A 19571-nucleotide genomic window follows, 5' to 3' on the forward strand; every position below is an offset into this window, starting at 1 on the left:
GATATATTGGTATTCTTGACGAGGTGCATCACACCGTGATGTCAAAGATAGGCGTGGAATGAAAAAAATAAAAAACAGTACAGTACATCATGCACAAGGGACGTTCAAACTCCATGGTCAGGTGGACATGGAGTTGATTGGTAACACCATTTTTGTGCACGCTTGCGGGCCATTTAATGTTGAGTTAATGAATGCTTTGGTAGCACTTGAGGGAGAGTTTCTCACTAGTCTTGCTAAACTAGGACCATTTACCGAGATTGTCGTTTTTTCAGGAAGTGTACTGGCGTCACCCGAGGTAATGATTGGTCATGCCGAGTTATTGAAGATGTTAAAAGTGAGCGGCCTCGCGCACAAGGCGAGTGCCTATGTCATTCCTAAGCATCTTGAAGGTCTTGCCTTCATGGCACCCGCGGCGATTAAGAATTATGCTGCCGTTGATTGGCCGTTTGCTATTTTTGATAATTTAGAGACAGCGCAATTGTGGATGCGTGAGTTCAGTTAGCGCAGGTATAAATGCAAGGTTAATTGTTGCGAAGTAAATTATATTTTCTTGCTAAGGAACGCGTTTCTGATACCTTCGAAAGAATAGAGCACTAGCGCTAGCCATATCGCGAGAAAACCCAAGAGTCGTGCTGAACCAAACGACTCATTGTAGAGATAGACTCCGAGTATTAATTGCAAAGTGGGTGAAATGTATTGTAAGACTCCTAGGGTCGCCATAGGAATGCGCCGGGCAGCAGCTGCGAACAGCAGTAGCGGAATTGCTGTAATCGGGCCTGCGGCAAAAAGTAGCCAGCGGGCGCTATCGCTACTTGCGAGGTAAGTGGTTTGTCCGTTCTGGTTTAGCCATATTAAATAACCTAGCGCAAATGGAAAGAGTAGGGCGGTTTCCAGAGATAATCCCTCTAGCGGACCTAAGGCTGCGGTTTTTCTCAGTAGGCCATAAGTGCCAAAAGACAGCGCAAGTGCTAAGCCTATCCATGGCGGATGACCAGTTTGCCATGTAAGCCATGCAACTCCGGCAGCGGCTAATCCTAGCGCAATACTTTGTAAATGGCGTAATCGCTCATGCAGAAAAGTATAACCAAGCAGGACGCTGACTAAAGGTGTTATGAAATATCCCAGACTAGCGTCGATCACTCTTCCATTGTTAATCGCCCATATATAGATAAACCAGTTAACAGACAGTAGTAGAGCGCTTGCCGAGAACCCTGCTATTAACTTTGGTTTGCTGATCACGTGACGTACCCATGACCATTGATTGCGCCAGCTTAAAATCGCCAGTAAAAATGCTAAAGAAAATAGCATTCTGTAGAGCAGAATTTCTAATGGTGTGATTTCATGCAGGGCTTTAAAGTAAAGTGGAAATAAACCCCAGGCCGAATAACAAATGGTCGCGTACAGTATCCCTTTGCGCATTCAATTCTATCGAAAACTTGTATTAAAAGAATTGAGATTATCTCAGTTATCTTAATACTCTGCTCAACGCGCTATTTACATTGATATTTCATTTTTGAGTCCCATCTACTTCGTACAATTACGAAATCGAGAAAAAACTGTTTTGTAGTGTTGCTGCTCAAAAAGCTGATTTACTCATAGTAATGTGAACTGTAAGGCTAGATGTTTTATGGAACAAATAATGGCGCTGTTGTCGCTACTCTCGCTGGGGATCGGCATCAGCGTATTCTTGCCTGCATATCGTTTACGTCGTGCTATTGGTCGAGCTTTTCCATCCGATTTTGTAAAAATTTTGCGACGAAATCTGCCTGCGTATTCAAGGATGCCAGTTGATTTACAGTTGCAATTAAAGCGACTGATTAAACAATTTTTGCATCAAAAAAAATTTGTAGGATGTGGAGGGCAGATCATTGATGACGAGATCAGAGTGACGATTGCGGCCAAGGCCTGTATGTTATTGTTGAATCGCACGACCGCTGTGTATCCTGATTTGAAACTGGTATTGGTTTATCCTTCCGCATTTGTAGTGCCACGTCTGGAAACCAGTTTGGGCGGAATAGTCACGCATGCCAATCAAACGTTGTCTGGGGAATCATGGAGCGATGGGAGAGTTATCCTAGCATGGGATCATATACAAAAAAACTCAGAAACTTCAGCTAAACTGCCCGCGGGTCACGATGTCGTTTTACATGAGTTTGCCCATCAACTCGATAGCGAGACAGGTGCTACCAATGGAGCTCCACGTCTATTGAATCGAGAAAGCTATCGACGCTGGTCCCAAATTCTTTCAGGAGAATTTGAGGCCTTGAAGACGGCAGCCGAGGCTGGTCAGTTTAACGTGTTGGATCATTACGGCGCAAATAGTCCTGCGGAATTTTTTGCTGTTGCAACAGAAGCGTTTTTTGAAAAAAGTGCAGACTTAGCGAACTTTCATCCTGAGTTGTTTGAGCAGCTCCGGGCGTACTATCAGGTTGATCCACGTCACTGGAATTAGGGTGACTTTGCTCTTGCTGTTTTTAAGTTTTTGCAGAGCTCTTCTGTGCCGTCGAGTATTCTCGGTCCGGCACGATTTAACCAGTCTCCTTTAATTGTGTAGAGATTTGCTTTGCTGACGGCAGCTAATTTGTTGAACTGCAACCAGTTTGCGAGATGATCTTGTTGCTCCCCGCTGGTGGAAATAATGACTTGGGGGTTCGCTGCCAGCACCGCCTCTATCGTAATACTAGGGCTAAGGTCTTTGAGCTCGCCAAAAATATTTACTCCGCCGCACAGGCTGATCGCCGATGAGACCAAATGCTGCTTATTCAATGTCATTAAGGGATTGCCCCATACCTGGTAGAAAACACTGAGTGCTTTGTCAGACGGTTTCAGTTTGTAGGTCTTGCGAAGTAAATCAAGGCGAGTTCGAAACCTATTTGCTGCCGCAACGCCAGTTTCGTCAAACCCTGTCAAGATGGACAGGCGTTCTAAAGAGCTAGCTACCATTTCGAAACTATGCGGTTCGCTCTCGTAGACTGGAATCTGTAGCCCACGAAGTTTGTCGGCGATCAGCTTTGCATTGCCCGTTCCCCACACTACAATTAGATCAGGTTTGAGTTTTATCAAACGCTCCAGATCAAGTGCAAAAATATTGCCAATTGTGGTGATTTTGGTCGCCGCCGCTGGATAATCGCTATAATCGCTGACGCCGACTATCAAGTGTCCGGCACCAGCTTCAAACAATAATTCTGTTGCATGCGGCGCCAGGCTAATGATGCGTTTTGCGGGTGCATTCAACTTGATTATGTGCTTTGCATCATCCTGCACTGAAATGCTGGCATAGGAGCTATCTGCTGCTGAAAATAGGCTAAACAGTAGCAGGCAGTAGTAAAACACTTTGCACATTAAATTTCCAAATTATCGATCAAACGCGTGTTGCCGAGTTTAGCTGCGGTCAAGACCACCAACTCAGCATTTTTTTCGAGATCTGCAAGCGATGGCGCTTGCAGATCATCGCGTTTGCGAATAGATACGTAATCGGGGTTCCAATGGCGCTGAGCAAGTTTCTCCATGGCTTTTTGCTCTATCGCGAGCAAGTTCACATTGCCATTTTCTCTCGCGTTACGAACATCAACGGCAACTTCGTTCAGAGTTTGATACAAAATAGGCGCTTCTTTTCGCTCTGCTTCAGACAAATAGCCATTGCGCGAAGACAGTGCGAGGCCATCGTCCGCGCGCCAAGTTTCTGCCGCGATGATTTCAGTCGGCAATGCAAATTGTTTGGACATATTGCGGATGATCATAAGCTGCTGATAATCTTTTTTGCCAAACACGGCAACCTTAGGTTGCACACATGAGAATAATTTCAACACGACCGTAGTGACCCCAGTGAAAAACCCGGGGCGAAACTCGCCTTCTAGTGTGTTTCCCAATTGATCGGGCGGTTGTACTCGATACTCTTGTGGCTCTGGGTAGAGATCTTTTTCAGTCGGTGCAAACAATACATACACGCCTTCTTTCTCGAGTTTTTCTACATCGGCTTGAAAGCTGCGAGGATATTTGTCGAAATCTTCGTTTGGTCCGAACTGTAATCGATTAACAAAAATGGACGCAACTACAGGATCGCCATGTCGTCTCGCTAAGCGCATTAACGAGAGATGGCCTTCATGCAAATTACCCATGGTTGGAACAAATGCAGTACGCAACTGACCGCGCAATTGATCGCGTAGTTCTTCTATCGAGGAAATTATTTTCATGTAAAAATTTTATGGATAAGAAATCTGAAGTTCAAATCGAATTGCTTCAGTTTGGAGAGTAAGCTAAACGTACATAAATAGGAGCAAATGCTTCAGCCTGAGTGATCTCGATCAAGGTCTCTTTCGCAAGTTCTAGTAAAGCGACAAAATTAACCACTAAAACTGGCGCTCCTTTGCTAGGGTCGAATAGATCACAGAACTCGACAAATTTCGTGGTCTGCAATCGTCGCAAAATACTACTCATATGGGCACGTACCGAGAGTTCTTCCCGGCTAATTTTATGATGCGCCACCAATGTTGCGCGTTTGATCACATCTGCCCATGCAGCTTGTAGATCGCTAATATCAACTTCCGGCCAGTGCAGCACGGTATTTTGTTCAATAAAAACTTGCGAGTGGAGAAAATCGCGTCCTAGCTGTGGAATTGCATTGAGATCGTAGGCAGCTAATTTCATTTGCTCATATTCCAATAAGCGGCGTACCAGTGCTGCACGCGGATCATCAACTTCGTCACCTATAGGACTTTTTTTGCTAGGCAATAACATGCGTGATTTGATTTCAATCAGCATAGCTGCCATCAACAAATATTCAGCAGCCAATTCAAGATTACTTTTCCGAATTTGCTCGACGTAGGTCAAATATTGCAAAGTGACTTGCGCCATTGGAATGTCAAGGATATTGAAATTTTGCTTGCGTATCAAATACAGCAGGAGATCCAACGGGCCTTCGAAAGCTTCGAGAAATACCTCTAAAGCATCGGGCGGTATATATAAGTCATTTGGTAACTTAAATAGAGGTTCGCCATATAATTTGGCAAACGCTAACCCATCTACCGTATCTGGAGTGCTGTCCTTTTCACCAATCAGAGGTAAATCGATTGCCGGCAATGTTTGCATCTAGGCTTATTCTTGCTGCTTAGTTTTTGGACTGATAGACGTAAGCTTGTTGCTCAATGCGGCAAGCGTCGTTGCGTTTTTGCGCATCTATGTCTAGCGGCGCTTTATCCCAGAGCAGAGCGCGACCTTCGCGTTGATCTTGTTCTATGTGTGCGTTATTTTGTTTCAATTGATTGATGAAAAGCGTCGCTTCAGATTCATACAATTGAAATTGCTTAGAAAATTTCATGGTTTGGTAAACACTAAAAAGAAGATTTGAAGCCGCATTTTACCCTGTAAATACACTAAATCAGCGCTTGTGGCTCAATATCAGACATATTGTTTTCAGAAGATCTGAGCGTGTTGTTGGGAATGTGCACATAGATAAGTGTCTCATCTCAATAAAAACTGCAGCAAGGAACGTTAAGCGCACTTAGCAGTGAAGAGCGGAGCGACTTATGAGTGGTGTCGCGTGGATTTACTTTGTCTGAGTAGATTTGAGGATCTTGAACAAACTAACTGTCTTCTGGCGTTAAATATTGATTGACGTGGGGCGCACGAAAAGTACGCAGACTTTGTAGTAATAACTCAGGGTCAGTTTGAGTTATTAACAAATTTAATTGTTCTGATGCTAAAAATTTAGCTTTTACAATGTGCCCTAAGAACTGTAACAGTTGGTCGTAAAAACCGTTGATATTGAGCAGTCCCAAAGGTTTGTTATGTATGCCTAACTGTAACCATGTGAACATTTCAAATAACTCTTCCAGCGTCCCTATGCCACCCGGGAGAGCAATAAATCCATCGGACAATTCGGACATCAATGCCTTGCGCTCGTGCATATTCTTAACGATGTGCAGTGCGCTTAATTGTGTGTGCCCAAGCTCCTTGTCCATCAATGCTTGCGGTATGACGCCAGTAACTCGACCGCCAAGTCGAAGAACTTCGTCCGCGAGTACGCCCATCAATCCAATGCTACCCCCGCCATACACCAACGAAATTTGGTGTGTGACGAAAATTCTTGCCAAATCGCGCGCACCCGATGCATAAACTTCAGAAGCGCCCGAAGACGAGCCACAATATACGCAAATTGACTTCATTTGAAGTTTTTGTTTATTTGGGTAATTTTTGCAAATACTCTTGAGATAGTTTTTCAAATGCCGTTTTGGTGTCGCCGCGCAAATATGGGCTGATGAGAACGATCACTTGATAGCAGCCGCGCGCCAGCGAATCGGACATGGTCTGCAATTCAGTATACTTTCTAGGATTTCTGACATACTCGTACGAAAGCCAATAGGTAGCGACCACTACGATATTGGTCGCTAATGCGTCTATATCCATATCGGTCCCTTCAAACTCACCATCTAATCTCAATCCTATGCACAATTCTGAGGCAACTTTTGTTTTGTGACTCAGTATCTGTTTGAAATTTAACTCCAGCTTGCGATTGCGAGACAATAAGTCATTTAAATCTCGATAGAAAAAGCGGTAACGCCAAACCAACTCGAATGTGAGATGGAGGTAAGTCCAAATATCTTGAATATTGGCTTTGCGCCCTTCAGGAAATGCAAGTTTTTTATTGATTTCAGCGTCGAACTGGACAAAGATAGAATTAACAATATCGTCTTTATTGCGGAAGTGGTAGTAGAGGTTGCCTGGAGAAATATTCATTTCTTCAGCGATCACTGTGGTTGTGATATTTGGCTCGCCAAATTCGTTGAATAATCTTAGTGACAGTTCGAGTATGCGTTCTCTGGTACGACGAGGAGCTTTGTGTTGCATGTCTATTCTCTTTATCAATCTATCGCGGTTTAACTGAAGAATGGAAACCTTGAAATTAAGTTTGCGTCAGGGGGTGAAAGTGGACAAGGGCATGAGCAAATGTAATTATATTTCAGTGCTGCTAGATTGCTATTTCTATAGGATAACATTTTATGCTAAAAATGCAAAAACTACGATGGCTGTTGCGGTATTTTTAGGACGTTACACCTTATTACTTGTCTGCGGGTTTTTCATCAGCAATAACTAAACGCGTCTTGGCTAATTTATCATGTAAGAATTGTTTATCTTGATCAAAGACGGCGGTGATGGCCCATGCCGTGGCGCCTACAAAAACTGCGATGACGCTGCTCCAGTTTTTAAGTTCAAATTGATAAGCAATTGCCAGTCCTGGTATGAACCACATCCAGGCAAGGCAATAGCGTACGATCGCTTTGACAATGGGGAGCTTGGGTCTTTCAAGATCTATGACACGGATGTGCCACGTCTTCATCGCCAATGTTTGACCACTGCGACTCCAAAAGAATACAAAATAGGCCCCCAAAACAACAAATAACCAAAACTCTCTTGCGTATCGGAGTGTCAGTGCGTTGCGACTCTGGGTGCTAACGTCAAAAATTAACGCTGCGACAAAGGCAACGCCAAATAGCAGCACGGCTTCATACAGCATGCAGACCAAGCGGGTGCTTATCTTAGGAGTTGGAAGTGATGACAAAGATGGTTTTTTCAATGCTTATTTCGTCGCGGCTTGGGAGGCTGCGGCGTTATTAGTTGATGTGGTAACTGGCGTTGATTGTGTCGCGGCTTGCTCGCTTGTTGTTGCGGTGTCCACAACAGCTGCTGGCACCGGTACAGGTCTTGGACTAGGTTTTGTCACCGCAGGTGGGCCAACTCGAATTGGAGCCAAGGGTTTCACAACTCTTTGTGATTCCGACGGAATATTCGTAATGCTTTTTTTGGTATTTATTTCATTTGCCAACTGTTTTTTTTGATCCTCACTAAGCTGTTGGTACTGTTGCCACTGCGCTGATTTTTGCTCTGGTTTAATTTGTGTGGTCTGAGCGAAATTTTCGCGTGCTTGCATGCGTTGCTCAGGACTAAGTTTTACCCAATCACGAATACGTTCCTGAACTCGCGTCTGCTCGTCTGGCTTCATACTGGAGTATTTTGCAGCTATTTCCAGCCACTTTTTTTTGCGAACTTCGTCGATATTATCCCATTCTGCCGACAATGGCGCCAAGGCCAACTTCTGTTGCGCAGAGAGTGACATCCAAAGTGGCTTACTTGCTACAGAAGGTAAATTATGGACTGGAGGTTTTTGCGGGGCTGTAGCCGCGGGAGTGCTATTGGTAGCAAGCACCATTGTGGTTCCTGCTACCAACAGTGAAAAAACGAAAATTTGTAACTTAGTGTTTAAATTCAGCACGGGAAAACGCACGTTTATTCCTCAGTCTTATTTAAAAAAGCACGGAACCCGGTATCTAGATAGGCATCCGGCGGTAACTCATCGACGAGCATCGCGACATCAATCTCCGCTAGATCAGCAATTCTTTGCTGTTGTTCGTATTGATAAATCCCAAACAAGCCCAGTATCAACACAAGCAATGGAAGGGCAACCCCAAACTTACCAAGTAAGGAGTTTGGTCCCTGAAATGAAAATCCAGAATTGCCAGCAAGCACGCCACTCACTGAGCGGACAGCGACAGGCGCAGCCTGTTTTTTTCTAGTCAGTGCGATTCTGCGCGCCTCGGCTAGTCGTTCTAAGGTTGAGCCTGGGATGTTTTCTGCCGATTCGTTAAGGGCGCGTCTCACTTTATAAGCGAATTCGAGCTCATTCGTATCTTTTAAGTAGTTCATAAATGTATTCCTTTTGCCTTAAGCGATGCGGCTAATGCGTGCGTAGCTCTGGAACAATGTGTTTTTACACTGCCTTCTGAGCATCCCATTGCGGTGGCCGTTTCCGCCACATCCATGTCCTCCCAATAACGCATGAGGAAGGCTTCTCGTTGACGCGTAGGAAGTTTTTTTATTTCTTCATCAATAATATTTAAAACTTGTTCTCGTTCTAGCTTATCAGCAACGGACTCTGCTGCTTCTGAACCTTCTTCCGAAGCGAAGTTTTCTAATAAATCAAAATTATCATCATCTTGATTGTTTGGTGCAATATTGGAAAATAAACTCACCCAAGTATTTCTAACTTTCTCCCTGCGGAAAAAATCCAATATGGTGTTTTGCAATATGCGCTGAAACAGCATGGGCAATTCTGCCGCAGGTTTGTCACCGTATTTTTCGGCAAGCTTAATCATGGCTTCCTGGACTATGTCCAGCGACGATTCTTCGTTGCGAACCATGTAAAGGGCATGCTTGAAGGCGCGGCGCTCAACGCCCTCCAGAAAATTTCCTAATTCTTTGTCTGTGGCCATGAGTTGGCGTTCGTATCCAGGATCTAAAATATTTTTTGTTTTTAATACGGCAATCTATATACAGTAGCCGAGCTTTTTTTGAGTTGCCGCGTACTTATAAATTTATCTAGCCGCTGCCAATGTAAAAATTTCGCCAATGCTAGCAAAATTATTCTTTTGTGTCTTAATTTTTTAATTTAACTAAGAAATTTACCAATATTTTATTCATTAAAGCAGTGAATTTTCCTTGACCAAATTGCTGCAACGCAGTACCGTACGACTTCGCTCCAAGATCTTGGGGCAAAAAAATCGGCTTGATTTAGCTCATAATGCTAATTTCAGCTGGTTCGCTTTAATTAGCTGTTTGTTCTGACCCATGCCACAAGTGTGAGAAACATGTTGTAGCCAAGCTTATAAACTGACTGAACGAGTCGCCTTTAAGCGCAATCTGGAACTATGTCCAACGGATGTATTAAGGATGGCGTGAACGCACAAAAAGGGATGTCAGCTAACCGCTTAGTATTACAGTTTCGCCAGGAAAGAACATCCGATCAATCTCCTATGGACCTTGAAAGGAATACTTATTATGAGTTCAGAATTTACAGGCGCAGAAATTTTAGTTAAATGTCTGGCCGAAGAGGGTGTTGAGCATGTGTTCGGATATCCGGGCGGTGCGGTACTCTATATCTACGACGCAATCTACAATCAGGACAAGTTTCAACATATTCTTGTTCGTCATGAGCAGGCCGCGATTCATGCTGCTGATGCTTATTCCCGATCCTCGCAAAAAGTCGGCGTTGCTTTGGTGACTTCCGGTCCTGGGGTGACGAATGCCGTAACGGGTTTGGCCACTGCCTATATGGATTCTATCCCTATGGTGATTATTTCTGGCCAGGTTCCTAGTCATGCAATCGGTCAAGATGCATTTCAAGAGTGTGATACGGTTGGTATTACTCGGCCCTGCGTAAAACATAATTTTTTGGTAAAAGACGTCAGAGATTTGGCGGCGACAGTCAAGAAAGCGTTTTTTATCGCGACCACTGGTCGCCCTGGTCCGGTACTGATCGATATCCCTAAAGATATTAGCAATCACAAAACTACCTACGAGTATCCCAAAGAAGTTGAGATGCGCTCGTATAAGCCGGTAGATAAAGGTCACTCCGGACAGATCCGTAAAGCAGTTCAATTGCTATTGCAGGCGGAACGTCCAATGATCTACACCGGGGGTGGTGTGATCCTGGCGAATGCTGCGCCAGAGCTGAATAAGCTGGTCGATCAATTGGGCTTTCCATGTACCAATACCTTAATGGGTTTGGGTGCTTACCGCGCATCTGACGATAAGTTCGTTGGTATGCCTGGCATGCATGGCACTTATGAAGCCAATATGGCGATGCAACATTGCGACGTATTAATCGCAATCGGTGCGCGCTTTGACGATAGGGTGATTGGCAATCCTAAGCATTTTGCTTCGCATCCACGAAAAATTATTCATATCGATATCGACCCTTCGTCTATTTCTAAGCGCGTTAAGGTAGATATTCCTATCGTCGGCAATGTGAAGGATGTGTTAATTGAGTTTTTGTCGCAATTAAATGCGACAGAACTCAAGCCAAATGCAAAATCATTAGCCGAATGGTGGAAGCAAGTCAATCAATGGCGTGAGCGTGATTGTCTTAAATTTGCGACTTCCAATGAAGTGATTAAACCGCAATCAGTAGTGCAAAAAGTTTGGGAAATTACCAAGGGTGATGCCTTTGTTACCTCTGATGTTGGACAGCATCAAATGTGGGCAGCCCAGTACTATCGCTTCGATAAACCACGGCGCTGGATTAACTCCGGTGGTCTCGGAACGATGGGCGTAGGTTTGCCTTACGCCATGGGCGTGCAAATGGCTAATCCTGATGCAACCGTGGCCTGTATTACTGGTGAAGCGTCGATACAGATGTGTATTCAAGAGCTGGCAACGTGTAAGCAATATCACTTGACGCCCAAGATTATTCTCTTGAATAACCGTGCGCTTGGCATGGTACGTCAATGGCAGAAAATTGATTACAACGGACGTTATTCTGAATCTTATATGGATTCATTGCCGGACTTTACCAAGCTGGTAGAAGCATATGGTCACGTTGGTATGAAGATAGAAAATCCTGCGGACGTGGATGGCGCTTTGAAAGAAGCGTTTGCCATGAAGGATAAGCTGGTATTTATGAACTTCATTACCGATCAATCCGAAAACGTCTGGCCTATGGTCAAGGCAGGTAAGGGCTTGACTGAAATGTTGCTTGGCTCGGAGGATCTGTAATGAGACATATCATTTCTGTTTTGCTGGAAAATGAAGCTGGCGCCTTGTCGCGCGTGGTTGGTTTATTTTCTGCCCGCGGTTACAACATCGAAACTTTGACGGTGGCGCCGACCGAAGACGCGACTTTGTCGCGGATGACGATAGTCACTTCTGGCTCTGACGATATTATCGAACAAATCACCAAGCATCTAAATCGTCTCATTGAGGTGATTAAGGTCGTTGATTTGACCGAAGGTGCGCACATAGAACGTGAGCTGATGCTCATTAAAGTAAGAGCGGTCGGTAAAGAGCGCGAAGAAATGAAGCGTACTGCGGATATTTTCCGTGGCCGCATCATTGATGTGACTGAAAAGACCTACACCATAGAATTGACCGGTAACAAAGGTAAGTTGGACGCCTTTATCGACTCGATAGACCGCACGGCGATTCTGGAAACAGTACGCACCGGCGGTTCAGGTATAGGGCGCGGCGAGCGCATCCTCAAAGTATAAGAACAGTAGTTTCAACTCAGTATTTAGCCTTATCCAAACAATTACACTATTAGGAATAAAAAATGAAAGTTTTCTACGATAAAGATTGCGACCTGTCCCTGATCAAAGGCAAAAACGTTACTATCATTGGTTACGGTTCACAAGGTCATGCCCATGCACAAAACTTGAATGATTCAGGTTGCAAGGTTACGGTAGCACTGCGCAAAGGCGGCGCTTCTTGGGATAAAGCCAAAAATGCAGGTCTGAACGTGATGGAAGTGAATGATGCAGTTAAAGCTGCTGATGTCATCATGATTTTGCTGCCAGATGAAAACATTGCTCAGGTTTACAACGAAAACGTCGCGCCTCACGCCAAGCAAGGTGCGGTACTGGCATTTGCTCACGGTTTTAACGTACATTACGGTCAAGTCGTGCCCCGCGCCGATCTGGATGTCATCATGGTTGCGCCTAAAGCGCCAGGTCATACAGTACGCGGAACTTACGCTCAAGGCGGCGGCGTGCCTCACTTGATCGCTGTATATCAAGATAAATCGGGTTCTGCCCGTGATATCGCCTTGTCATATTCGATGGCAAACGGTGGTGGTCGTGCCGGCATTATCGAAACTAACTTCCGTGAAGAAACTGAAACAGATTTGTTCGGTGAGCAAGCTGTTTTGTGCGGCGGCGCAGTTGAATTGATCAAAGCTGGTTTTGAAACTTTGGTTGAAGCTGGTTATGCACCAGAAATGGCTTACTTCGAATGTTTGCATGAATTGAAATTGATCGTTGATCTGATCTATGAAGGCGGTATCGCTAACATGAATTACTCGATTTCTAACAATGCAGAATACGGTGAATATGTGACTGGTCCGAAAGTCGTTACTTCAGCAACCAAAGACGCGATGCGTCAATGTTTGAAGGATATTCAGACTGGCGAATACGCGAAGAGCTTCATCCTGGAAAATAAGGCTGGCGCACCAACTTTGATCTCTCGTCGTCGTTTGACTTCCGAGCATCAAATTGAAGAAGTCGGAGCAAAATTACGTGCGATGATGCCTTGGATTGCAAAAAACAAGTTAGTTGATCAAGCCAAGAACTAAGCGAAAAATCATTGCACGGAGCACTCGCGATACGGAGTGCTATTCTGGGCAGGATCGCAATGAAAGCCGTCCAAATGGACGGTTTTTTTCGTCTGTACCCAATGAAAATTGAAAAGTGCTACGGCCTAGCGCGCAGTATCCATGCGGGGTTACGAGGCAATGCCTTGAAGAACCGCATGGATATTGCGTATTGAGGTTATGTCTGAATTTTTTTCAGCGACTTTGGGCTGACGTAATCGTTGCATCTAACTGGTCAGAATAGGGAGTACATTGCTCTCCCTATTTGACAGCACATTACGTTGATAGTTTTAGCGGTTGGTACGTGACATGTATACCAGTCGCTCAAATAAATGGACGTCCTGTTCATTCTTCAAGAGCGCGCCGTGTAGCGGAGGTATGGCTAGTTTCTGATCTTTTCCGCGCAGGATCTCTGCCGGAATATCTTCCGCCAGTAATAATTTTAGCCAGTCCAGCAATTCAGAAGTCGAGGGTTTCTTCTTCAAACCTGCGATGTCGCGCACTTCATAGAAGGTCTGTAAGGCCTGCGCCAATAGATCACTTTTGAGGCTAGGGAAGTGGACATCGACGATCTGTTGCATCGTCTCTTTGTCCGGGAATTTGATGTAATGGAAAAAGCAGCGGCGTAAAAATGCATCCGGCAATTCTTTTTCATTGTTCGACGTGATGATGACCAGTGGTCTATGCACGGCTCTGACCATTTCGCGTGTTTCATAGACATAAAATTCCATGCGGTCCAGTTCGCGCAGCAAATCATTCGGGAATTCTATATCCGCCTTATCGATTTCGTCGATCAAGAGCACCACCGGTTCATCGGCCGTGAAGGCTTGCCACAGCACTCCTTTGACGATGTAATTATGGATGTCTTTGACGCGCTCGTCACCTAACTGCGAATCGCGCAGACGTGACACTGCATCGTATTCATATAAGCCTTGCTGCGCTTTAGTCGTCGATTTGATGTGCCATTGCATCAACGGCATGTTGAGTGCGCTGGCCACTTCTTCCGCCAACATAGTTTTCCCTGTGCCCGGTTCACCTTTGATCAGTAAAGGGCGTTGCAGAGTGAGGGCAGCATTGACTGCTAGTTTTAAATCGTCGGTCGCGACATAGTTTTGTGCGCCGTCAAATCGAGTTGCCTGTTTCATGTTTTGCGTGAATGGTAGATGGCTGAAAGGGAATGGAAATTTAGCTTTGCATGTAAGCGATGAGTATAAGCGAGAATGGCTTTGATTGCGAACGCTTGTGCTATTTCCTATTGGGGCGTTGACGCAGTATTTGAATTTACACCGTTTAATAGTTAGAAAAGTGCTGTTGTGTACGCACAAACGGCATGTTTTTAACGCAAATTTGATCGTAATCAGCTAGAATGCTGAGTTGTATCAAACCATATCAATAGATAATACTATCTCCGCCAATATGAAAAAAATGTTCGCTCTTCTCGCTCTGGCGAGTCTTACCCAGTTTGCCGTTGCGGCAGATATAGTTGGCAATGCCAAGGCTGCTGAAAATAAAGTCGCTATGTGCATAGGTTGCCATGCAATCCCGGGTTATAAGGCAACTTTCCCTGAAGTCTATCAAGTGCCTATGATAGGTGGCCAATCCGCCGCTTATATCGAAAGTGCACTGAAAGCCTATCGTAAGGGCGATCGTAAGCACCCATCCATGCGTGGGATAGCGGGCAGTCTGACTGATCAGGATGTTGCTGATTTGGCGGCTTACTACTCGCAACAAAAATAAGGATAAGAGCAGATTATGAAAAAAAATACTTTATTAGCCTTGCTGCTCTCTATGACTTCGTTTGCTGCATTCGCTGCTGGCAATATTGAAGCAGGCAAATTGGCCGCCGAGAAATTTAATTGCGCATCCTGTCACGGTGCTAATTACAGCACACCGATAGACCCTAGTTATCCTAAGTTGGCAGGTCAACATAAGGACTATATCGCTCAGGCTTTGAAGGCTTACCAGCGTGGTGCTGACGGTGCGTATGGTCGTGGGAATGCGATCATGGGTGCGCAGGCCAAGGCCTTGTCGAATACAGACATTCAAAATATTTCTGCGTATATCAATAGCTTGCCAGGCAGTTTGGTTTTGCAAAAATAAGCGAAATGAAAAATAAAAAAAGCCACGCTGCTTAGCGTGGCTTTTTTTATTAGCCGGCGCGTTTGCGCAGTGCTTCGATGTAGGCATCCCCATCCGGGGGGAGACCGCTGCGCTGCGAGTTCCACATCATTTCCCCCAGACACTCCATGATTTGGTGGTGCGCTTCATGTTCAGAATTGAGTTTCTTCGCCAGCGTCTGAAAGGCAACTCTTACGCCGCGCGGTTGGTCCACCGAAATTTGTTCCGTGATTGATAAATGCATGGACAGGTGTAAAAAAGGGTTACTGTTGCCTTGATCCACGCTGTAATTGGCCTCTAACGCGGCATCTAGGTTACTCAGGACCTCATCGTATTCAGGATGTTGATGTATCCAATCTGCGGCGATCGCCTCTATCGGCGTGAGTATTTCTCTGGCATGTGACTTTTTGAAGCTGTCGCAGAAAAAACGTCGTACATCTTGCTGGCTAGGTGTGAACATGAGGAAGTATTGAGTGCTATGGATAGAAACAGCGGTATTTTACGGTGAAACAGGAGTGTGTGCGCTGAAGGATGCGTTTACTTCGGTTAATATCAGACGCTGATACTCATAAAAAAGGAAACATCATGCTGACCCCAGAAAATCTCGCCGACTTGTTTAGCAATGCCCGTACCCATAATGAATGGCAGAATAAACCCGTGAGCGACACTCAGTTGCACGCCATTTACGATCTGATGAAGTGGGGCGCGACTTCCGCCAATTGTTCGCCCGCGCGTTTGGTGTTTGTTCGATCTGAATCTGAAAAAAATAAGTTGTTAGCCTGCGTAGGCCCAGGTAACCAGGATAAAACCAGAACAGCGCCGGTGACGGTCATCATAGGGATGGACATGGCATTTTATGAGCAGCTGCCAAAACTTTTCCCGCATGCTGATGCGCGAGCCTGGTTCGAGGGAAATCAGCCATTGATTGATGCTACCGCATTTCGCAATTCATCCTTGCAAGGCGCGTATTTAATGCTGGCGGCACGGGCCGTGGGTTTAGATTGCGGCCCCATGTCTGGTTTTGATGCGGATAAAATCAATGCCGCTTTCTTCGCTGGCACTGAGGTTAAAGCTAATTTTATTTGCAATCTGGGTTATGGTGACGCAGAAAAGCTATTCCCTCGTTCGCCGCGCCTGACATTTGACGAGGCATGCAAGATCGTCTAATGCAGGGGACTTAGCCAGATTTAAGTTCGCTAGCTTTCATTTAGTGTCGCCTTGTTTCTAGAGTAGAGATGAAAAACGACCCTATACCTTATCTGGTAAGGGTGTTTTTTGTTTGAACTCGCACAAGTCGGCTAGCATGCAGTTCCAACATTTTGGGCTGCGCGCAGTGCAGGTATAGCGCCCATGCAGGATTAGCCAGTGATGGGCGTCGAGCAGAAACTCTGCGGGCACAAATTTCATCAATTTTTCTTCGACGATATCGACGTTTTTTCCTGGTGCCAAGCCGGTGCGGTTGCCGACCCGAAAAATATGGGTATCAACCGCGATGGTCGGAACTCCAAAAGCAGTATTGAGCACCACGTTAGCGGTCTTGCGTCCTACGCCAGGGAGTGCTTCCAGTGCCTCTCTTGTGCGTGGCACGATGCTGGCATGTTGAGTGATCAGTAGACGGCAGGTTTCGATCACATTTTTCGCCTTGGTACGAAACAAACCTATGGTCTGAATATACGGTATCAGACCGTCGACTCCCAACGCATAAATTTTTTCAGGAGTATTGGCAACTGGGTAGAGTTTTCTGGTTGCCTTATTCACTGAGACATCGGTCGCTTGCGCGGATAGTAATACCGAGATGAGTAATTCAAACGGCGTGGTGTATTCTAATTCGGTCGTCGGGGTGGGATTTTGCCGCTTCAGGCGGCTGAAAATCTCGTGTCGTTTTGCTGCGTTCATTGTTTCGCGTTTTTTATCTGTGATTGATTGCGTGAAATAAGATGGTGTGTATATGGACTTAATTTTCTGGAGTTTCGGAAGCTCGCTTTTTCTGCTGAGCACGTTCTATCGCGGCAGAAATAATCTGACGTTTACGCTCTTTTTCGGCTGCTTGCTCTGCACTTAAAGGCGTCTCCGCCGAAACTGCGAGTAATTTTGCATTCGCCTTGGCTAGTAAGCGTTCTTCATTTTCTTGTTGTTCACGGACTAGTCGCGTTTGACGGGATTCGTATTGTTTTCTCGCTTGCGCTGCCTGCATTGCAGTCCATGCTTCCCAGCCAGTGTTGTCGGCGCTGACGTTGACCATCGTAATGCAGTCGACCGGACACGGTGCAACGCATAAATCGCAGCCCGTACATAATTCGGGCAGCACGGTATGCATCTGTTTCGCCGCGCCTAGAATGGCATCCACCGGGCAGGCCTGTATGCACAAAGTACACCCTATGCAATAGGCTTCTTCAATCACGGCAACAGGGCGGGGGCGCTCATGACCATGTGTGATATCTAGTGCTATCACCGGTTTTTCGAGGAGTTTTGCTAGTCTTACTATGCCTTCCTGGCCACCAGGCGGGCATTGATTGTAGTTCGCTAGCCCATTGGCAATGGCGACTGCGTAAGGCCGGCAGGCCGGGTAGCCGCACTTGGTACACTGAGTCTGTGGCAGTAGGTCTTCGATTTGGTCGACGAGAGATGGGAGCACAGTTTGTTTATCTATCAGGAAATGCTAAGGACGCTATTATCCTTGTAATTGCCTACGCATACAAATGGATTGCCGGTCTTGGCACGGATATTCCCGGATGAGCAATGTTGTCTTACTTTTCCGCAGCCTGACTTGCGGTGGCAGCATCAATTGCTAGTCGCTGACTTTCGGCTGCCTTTTGTAAAAGTTGATCGACTTCTTTGGCCTTTTGAAGTTGCTGGCGTTGTGGCTCAGCAATTTTTATAGGCGGAACCTCATTTTTTCCGCATGCGGCAAGTAGTGCTGTGATAATGATGGCAAATGAGAGGCGCATAGCGTTTCCTGGATAGTGGCACTAAAAGAGTCAATGATTAGGATTTGAGTATATACAAAAAAACCGCCTGAACAACAGCGGTTTATTTTTGTCTTACGAATGCGCCTTAATGAATTCGCCAACTTTTGGACAAATTATTTCGCGCCAACGGCGTCCGGAAAAAATACCGTAATGACCGCAACCTGGGGCCACAAAGTCTTGTTTCATCTTTTGTGGAATGCCGCTACACAGGTCATGTGCGGCTTGGGTTTGTCCTGGGCCGGATATATCATCAAGCTCGCCCTCTACAGTAAATAGTGCGACGGTTTTGATGTCTTGCGGGCGGACCAATTTACCAGCAACTTCCCAGGTGCCCATAGGCAGACGAAACTCCTGGAATACCGTCTTAATGGTGTCCAGATAATATTCGGCAGGCATATCGAGTACCGCGTTATATTCGTTGTAAAATTTACGATGTTGTTCAGCGGACTCATCATCACCTTGAACCAGATGTTGATAGAAATCCCAATGACTTTGCGCATGATGGTTAGGATTCATTGCGACAAAACCTGTATGTTGCAAGAAGCCAGGGTATACCTTGCGACCATGACCAGGAAAATGTCCTGGTACGCTGTAAATGACCGTGTTTTCAAACCACGAGAACTTTTTCTCGGTAGCCAGATTGTTGACTTGTGTCGGTGATTTGCGCGGGTCTATCGGGCCACCCATCATTGTCATCGTCTTCGGTAGTTTCGGGTCTTTGGCCGTCGCCATCAGCGCAATCGCCGCCAACACTGGCACCGTAGGCTGGCAAACCGCGATGACGTGAACATCAGGACCTAGTTGACGGATGAAATCTTGTACGTAGGAGATGTAGTCATCCAGATGGAACGGACCGGCCGAAAGTGGCACAGTGCGAGCATCTATCCAATCGGTTACGTAGACATCATGTTGCGGCAATAGACTACGCACCGTATCACGCAATAAAGTGGAGTGATGCCCAGATAAGGGCGCTACCAACAACACCTTTGCTTGCTTTAATTTACTTAATTCTTTGGCCGGCAGGTTTTTTTTGAAATGCAATAATTTGCAAAACGCCTTGTCGGTCACTGAGCTTTCTAAAATTTCAACTTCCTGGCCGTCTATCGTGGTCGTGCTTATATCAAATTGAGGCTTTTCATAATCTTTGCCGAGTCGAAACATAAGTTCGTAGCCTGCCGCAATCCTCTGCGCATAAGGTGTATGGGCTAGTGGTGAAATAGGATTGGCAAACATCTTCGATGACGCTTCTGCCCATTGGGTCATTGGCGTCATCAGTGCACGGCTAAGTTCATGAAATTGATAGAGCATGATCAGGTCTTTCGGAGAAATGTATCAATTCAGAGTTCGAA

Annotated in this window: 25 protein-coding genes; 8 read left to right on the forward strand and 17 right to left on the reverse strand. The window is 45.6% G+C overall.

The features are described from left to right. The first annotated feature begins 58 nt into the window (after window positions 1-58). Window positions 59-502 carry a hypothetical protein gene (locus tag ACO0K8_RS02490; RefSeq protein WP_422945038.1) on the forward strand — a complete coding sequence of 148 codons (444 nt, stop codon included), beginning with the start codon at window positions 59-61 and terminating at the stop codon, window positions 500-502. A 38-nt stretch (window positions 503-540) separates the two neighbouring features. On the opposite strand, the gene rarD is transcribed toward ACO0K8_RS02490, so the two are convergent. After that, window positions 541-1419 carry an EamA family transporter RarD gene (gene rarD / locus ACO0K8_RS02495; RefSeq protein ID WP_422945039.1) on the reverse strand — a complete coding sequence of 293 codons (879 nt, stop codon included), beginning with the start codon at window positions 1417-1419 and terminating at the stop codon, window positions 541-543. 208 nt (window positions 1420-1627) lie between these two features. On the opposite strand from rarD, the gene ACO0K8_RS02500 reads away from it, so the two are divergent. Beyond that, entirely contained in the window at window positions 1628-2452 is an 825-nt protein-coding gene (locus tag ACO0K8_RS02500; protein WP_422945040.1) for a zinc-dependent peptidase, read from the forward strand. Here ACO0K8_RS02500 and ACO0K8_RS02505 read toward each other — a convergent pair. From ACO0K8_RS02505 to ACO0K8_RS02550, 10 genes are all read right to left on the reverse strand, one after another. After that, the gene (locus ACO0K8_RS02505) at window positions 2449-3342 is read right to left on the reverse strand and encodes a cobalamin-binding protein (protein ID WP_422945041.1); all 894 of its coding nucleotides are present in this window, start codon (window positions 3340-3342) and stop codon (window positions 2449-2451) included. The genes ACO0K8_RS02500 and ACO0K8_RS02505 overlap by 4 nt on opposite strands. Continuing rightward, window positions 3342-4193, reverse strand: a complete 852-nt coding sequence (gene panC / locus ACO0K8_RS02510; RefSeq protein ID WP_422945042.1) for a pantoate--beta-alanine ligase — start codon at window positions 4191-4193, stop codon at window positions 3342-3344. Before panC ends, ACO0K8_RS02505 begins: the two co-directional genes overlap by 1 nt. A gap of 46 nt (window positions 4194-4239) precedes the next feature. Continuing rightward, the gene (locus tag ACO0K8_RS02515; protein WP_422945043.1) at window positions 4240-5088 is read right to left on the reverse strand and encodes a segregation and condensation protein A; all 849 of its coding nucleotides are present in this window, start codon (window positions 5086-5088) and stop codon (window positions 4240-4242) included. Window positions 5089-5107: 19 nt separating this feature from the next. Continuing rightward, window positions 5108-5317 carry a DUF3460 family protein gene (locus ACO0K8_RS02520; RefSeq protein ID WP_422945044.1) on the reverse strand — a complete coding sequence of 70 codons (210 nt, stop codon included), beginning with the start codon at window positions 5315-5317 and terminating at the stop codon, window positions 5108-5110. A gap of 265 nt (window positions 5318-5582) precedes the next feature. After that, window positions 5583-6164, reverse strand: a complete 582-nt coding sequence (locus ACO0K8_RS02525) for a TIGR00730 family Rossman fold protein (protein WP_422945844.1) — start codon at window positions 6162-6164, stop codon at window positions 5583-5585. 13 nt (window positions 6165-6177) lie between these two features. Next, the gene (locus ACO0K8_RS02530) at window positions 6178-6846 is read right to left on the reverse strand and encodes a TetR/AcrR family transcriptional regulator (protein ID WP_422945045.1); all 669 of its coding nucleotides are present in this window, start codon (window positions 6844-6846) and stop codon (window positions 6178-6180) included. Window positions 6847-7057: 211 nt separating this feature from the next. Next, a complete protein-coding gene (locus tag ACO0K8_RS02535; RefSeq protein ID WP_422945046.1) occupies window positions 7058-7573 on the reverse strand; it encodes an RDD family protein in 516 nt (171 codons plus the stop codon). A 3-nt stretch (window positions 7574-7576) separates the two neighbouring features. After that, entirely contained in the window at window positions 7577-8281 is a 705-nt protein-coding gene (locus ACO0K8_RS02540) for a DUF3106 domain-containing protein (RefSeq protein ID WP_422945047.1), read from the reverse strand. Between the two features lie 2 nt (window positions 8282-8283). Continuing rightward, entirely contained in the window at window positions 8284-8700 is a 417-nt protein-coding gene (locus ACO0K8_RS02545; protein WP_422945048.1) for a DUF3619 family protein, read from the reverse strand. Continuing rightward, the gene (locus ACO0K8_RS02550; RefSeq protein ID WP_422945049.1) at window positions 8697-9266 is read right to left on the reverse strand and encodes an RNA polymerase sigma factor; all 570 of its coding nucleotides are present in this window, start codon (window positions 9264-9266) and stop codon (window positions 8697-8699) included. The genes ACO0K8_RS02545 and ACO0K8_RS02550 overlap by 4 nt, the downstream gene beginning before the upstream one ends. A 565-nt stretch (window positions 9267-9831) precedes the next feature. On the opposite strand from ACO0K8_RS02550, the gene ACO0K8_RS02555 reads away from it, so the two are divergent. The 3 genes from ACO0K8_RS02555 (at window position 9832) to ilvC (ending at window position 13117) form a co-directional block, all read left to right on the forward strand. Beyond that, window positions 9832-11547, forward strand: coding sequence for an acetolactate synthase 3 catalytic subunit (locus ACO0K8_RS02555; RefSeq protein ID WP_422945050.1), 1716 nt, complete (start codon window positions 9832-9834; stop codon window positions 11545-11547). After that, window positions 11547-12038, forward strand: coding sequence for an acetolactate synthase small subunit (ilvN, locus tag ACO0K8_RS02560; protein WP_126129579.1), 492 nt, complete (start codon window positions 11547-11549; stop codon window positions 12036-12038). The genes ACO0K8_RS02555 and ilvN overlap by 1 nt, the downstream gene beginning before the upstream one ends. 62 nt (window positions 12039-12100) lie before the next feature. Beyond that, window positions 12101-13117 (forward strand): ketol-acid reductoisomerase, encoded by a 1017-nt coding sequence (gene ilvC, locus ACO0K8_RS02565; RefSeq protein ID WP_422945051.1) that lies wholly within the window; start codon window positions 12101-12103, stop codon window positions 13115-13117. Between the two features lie 308 nt (window positions 13118-13425). On the opposite strand, the gene ACO0K8_RS02570 is transcribed toward ilvC, so the two are convergent. Then, window positions 13426-14280, reverse strand: coding sequence for an AAA family ATPase (locus ACO0K8_RS02570; protein ID WP_422945052.1), 855 nt, complete (start codon window positions 14278-14280; stop codon window positions 13426-13428). A 271-nt stretch (window positions 14281-14551) separates the two neighbouring features. Here ACO0K8_RS02570 and ACO0K8_RS02575 point away from each other — a divergent pair, with 271 nt between their 5' ends. Together ACO0K8_RS02575 and ACO0K8_RS02580 are read left to right on the forward strand one after the other, a co-directional pair. Then, window positions 14552-14872, forward strand: a complete 321-nt coding sequence (locus ACO0K8_RS02575) for a c-type cytochrome (RefSeq protein ID WP_422945053.1) — start codon at window positions 14552-14554, stop codon at window positions 14870-14872. A 15-nt stretch (window positions 14873-14887) separates the two neighbouring features. Then, entirely contained in the window at window positions 14888-15235 is a 348-nt protein-coding gene (locus ACO0K8_RS02580; protein ID WP_422945054.1) for a c-type cytochrome, read from the forward strand. A 49-nt stretch (window positions 15236-15284) separates the two neighbouring features. Here ACO0K8_RS02580 and ACO0K8_RS02585 read toward each other — a convergent pair whose 3' ends face one another. After that, a complete protein-coding gene (locus tag ACO0K8_RS02585; RefSeq protein ID WP_422945055.1) occupies window positions 15285-15713 on the reverse strand; it encodes a DUF1841 family protein in 429 nt (142 codons plus the stop codon). Window positions 15714-15835: 122 nt separating this feature from the next. Between ACO0K8_RS02585 and ACO0K8_RS02590 the strand changes: the two genes are divergently transcribed. Beyond that, a complete protein-coding gene (locus ACO0K8_RS02590) occupies window positions 15836-16420 on the forward strand; it encodes a malonic semialdehyde reductase (RefSeq protein WP_422945845.1) in 585 nt (194 codons plus the stop codon). A gap of 81 nt (window positions 16421-16501) precedes the next feature. Here ACO0K8_RS02590 and nth read toward each other — a convergent pair whose 3' ends face one another. From nth to ACO0K8_RS02610, 4 genes are all read right to left on the reverse strand, one after another. Next, on the reverse strand, window positions 16502-17149 hold the full coding sequence (gene nth / locus ACO0K8_RS02595) for an endonuclease III (RefSeq protein ID WP_422945056.1): 648 nt from the start codon (window positions 17147-17149) through the stop codon (window positions 16502-16504). A gap of 58 nt (window positions 17150-17207) precedes the next feature. After that, the gene (rsxB, locus tag ACO0K8_RS02600) at window positions 17208-17888 is read right to left on the reverse strand and encodes an electron transport complex subunit RsxB (protein ID WP_422945057.1); all 681 of its coding nucleotides are present in this window, start codon (window positions 17886-17888) and stop codon (window positions 17208-17210) included. A gap of 112 nt (window positions 17889-18000) precedes the next feature. Beyond that, window positions 18001-18201 carry a hypothetical protein gene (locus ACO0K8_RS02605; protein WP_422945058.1) on the reverse strand — a complete coding sequence of 67 codons (201 nt, stop codon included), beginning with the start codon at window positions 18199-18201 and terminating at the stop codon, window positions 18001-18003. A 93-nt stretch (window positions 18202-18294) separates the two neighbouring features. Beyond that, on the reverse strand, window positions 18295-19530 hold the full coding sequence (locus tag ACO0K8_RS02610; RefSeq protein ID WP_422945059.1) for a polyhydroxyalkanoate depolymerase: 1236 nt from the start codon (window positions 19528-19530) through the stop codon (window positions 18295-18297). Window positions 19531-19571 lie beyond the last annotated feature (41 nt).

The organism is Undibacterium sp. Ren11W (assembly GCF_049340485.1).
GTDB lineage: Bacteria > Pseudomonadota > Gammaproteobacteria > Burkholderiales > Burkholderiaceae_D > Undibacterium.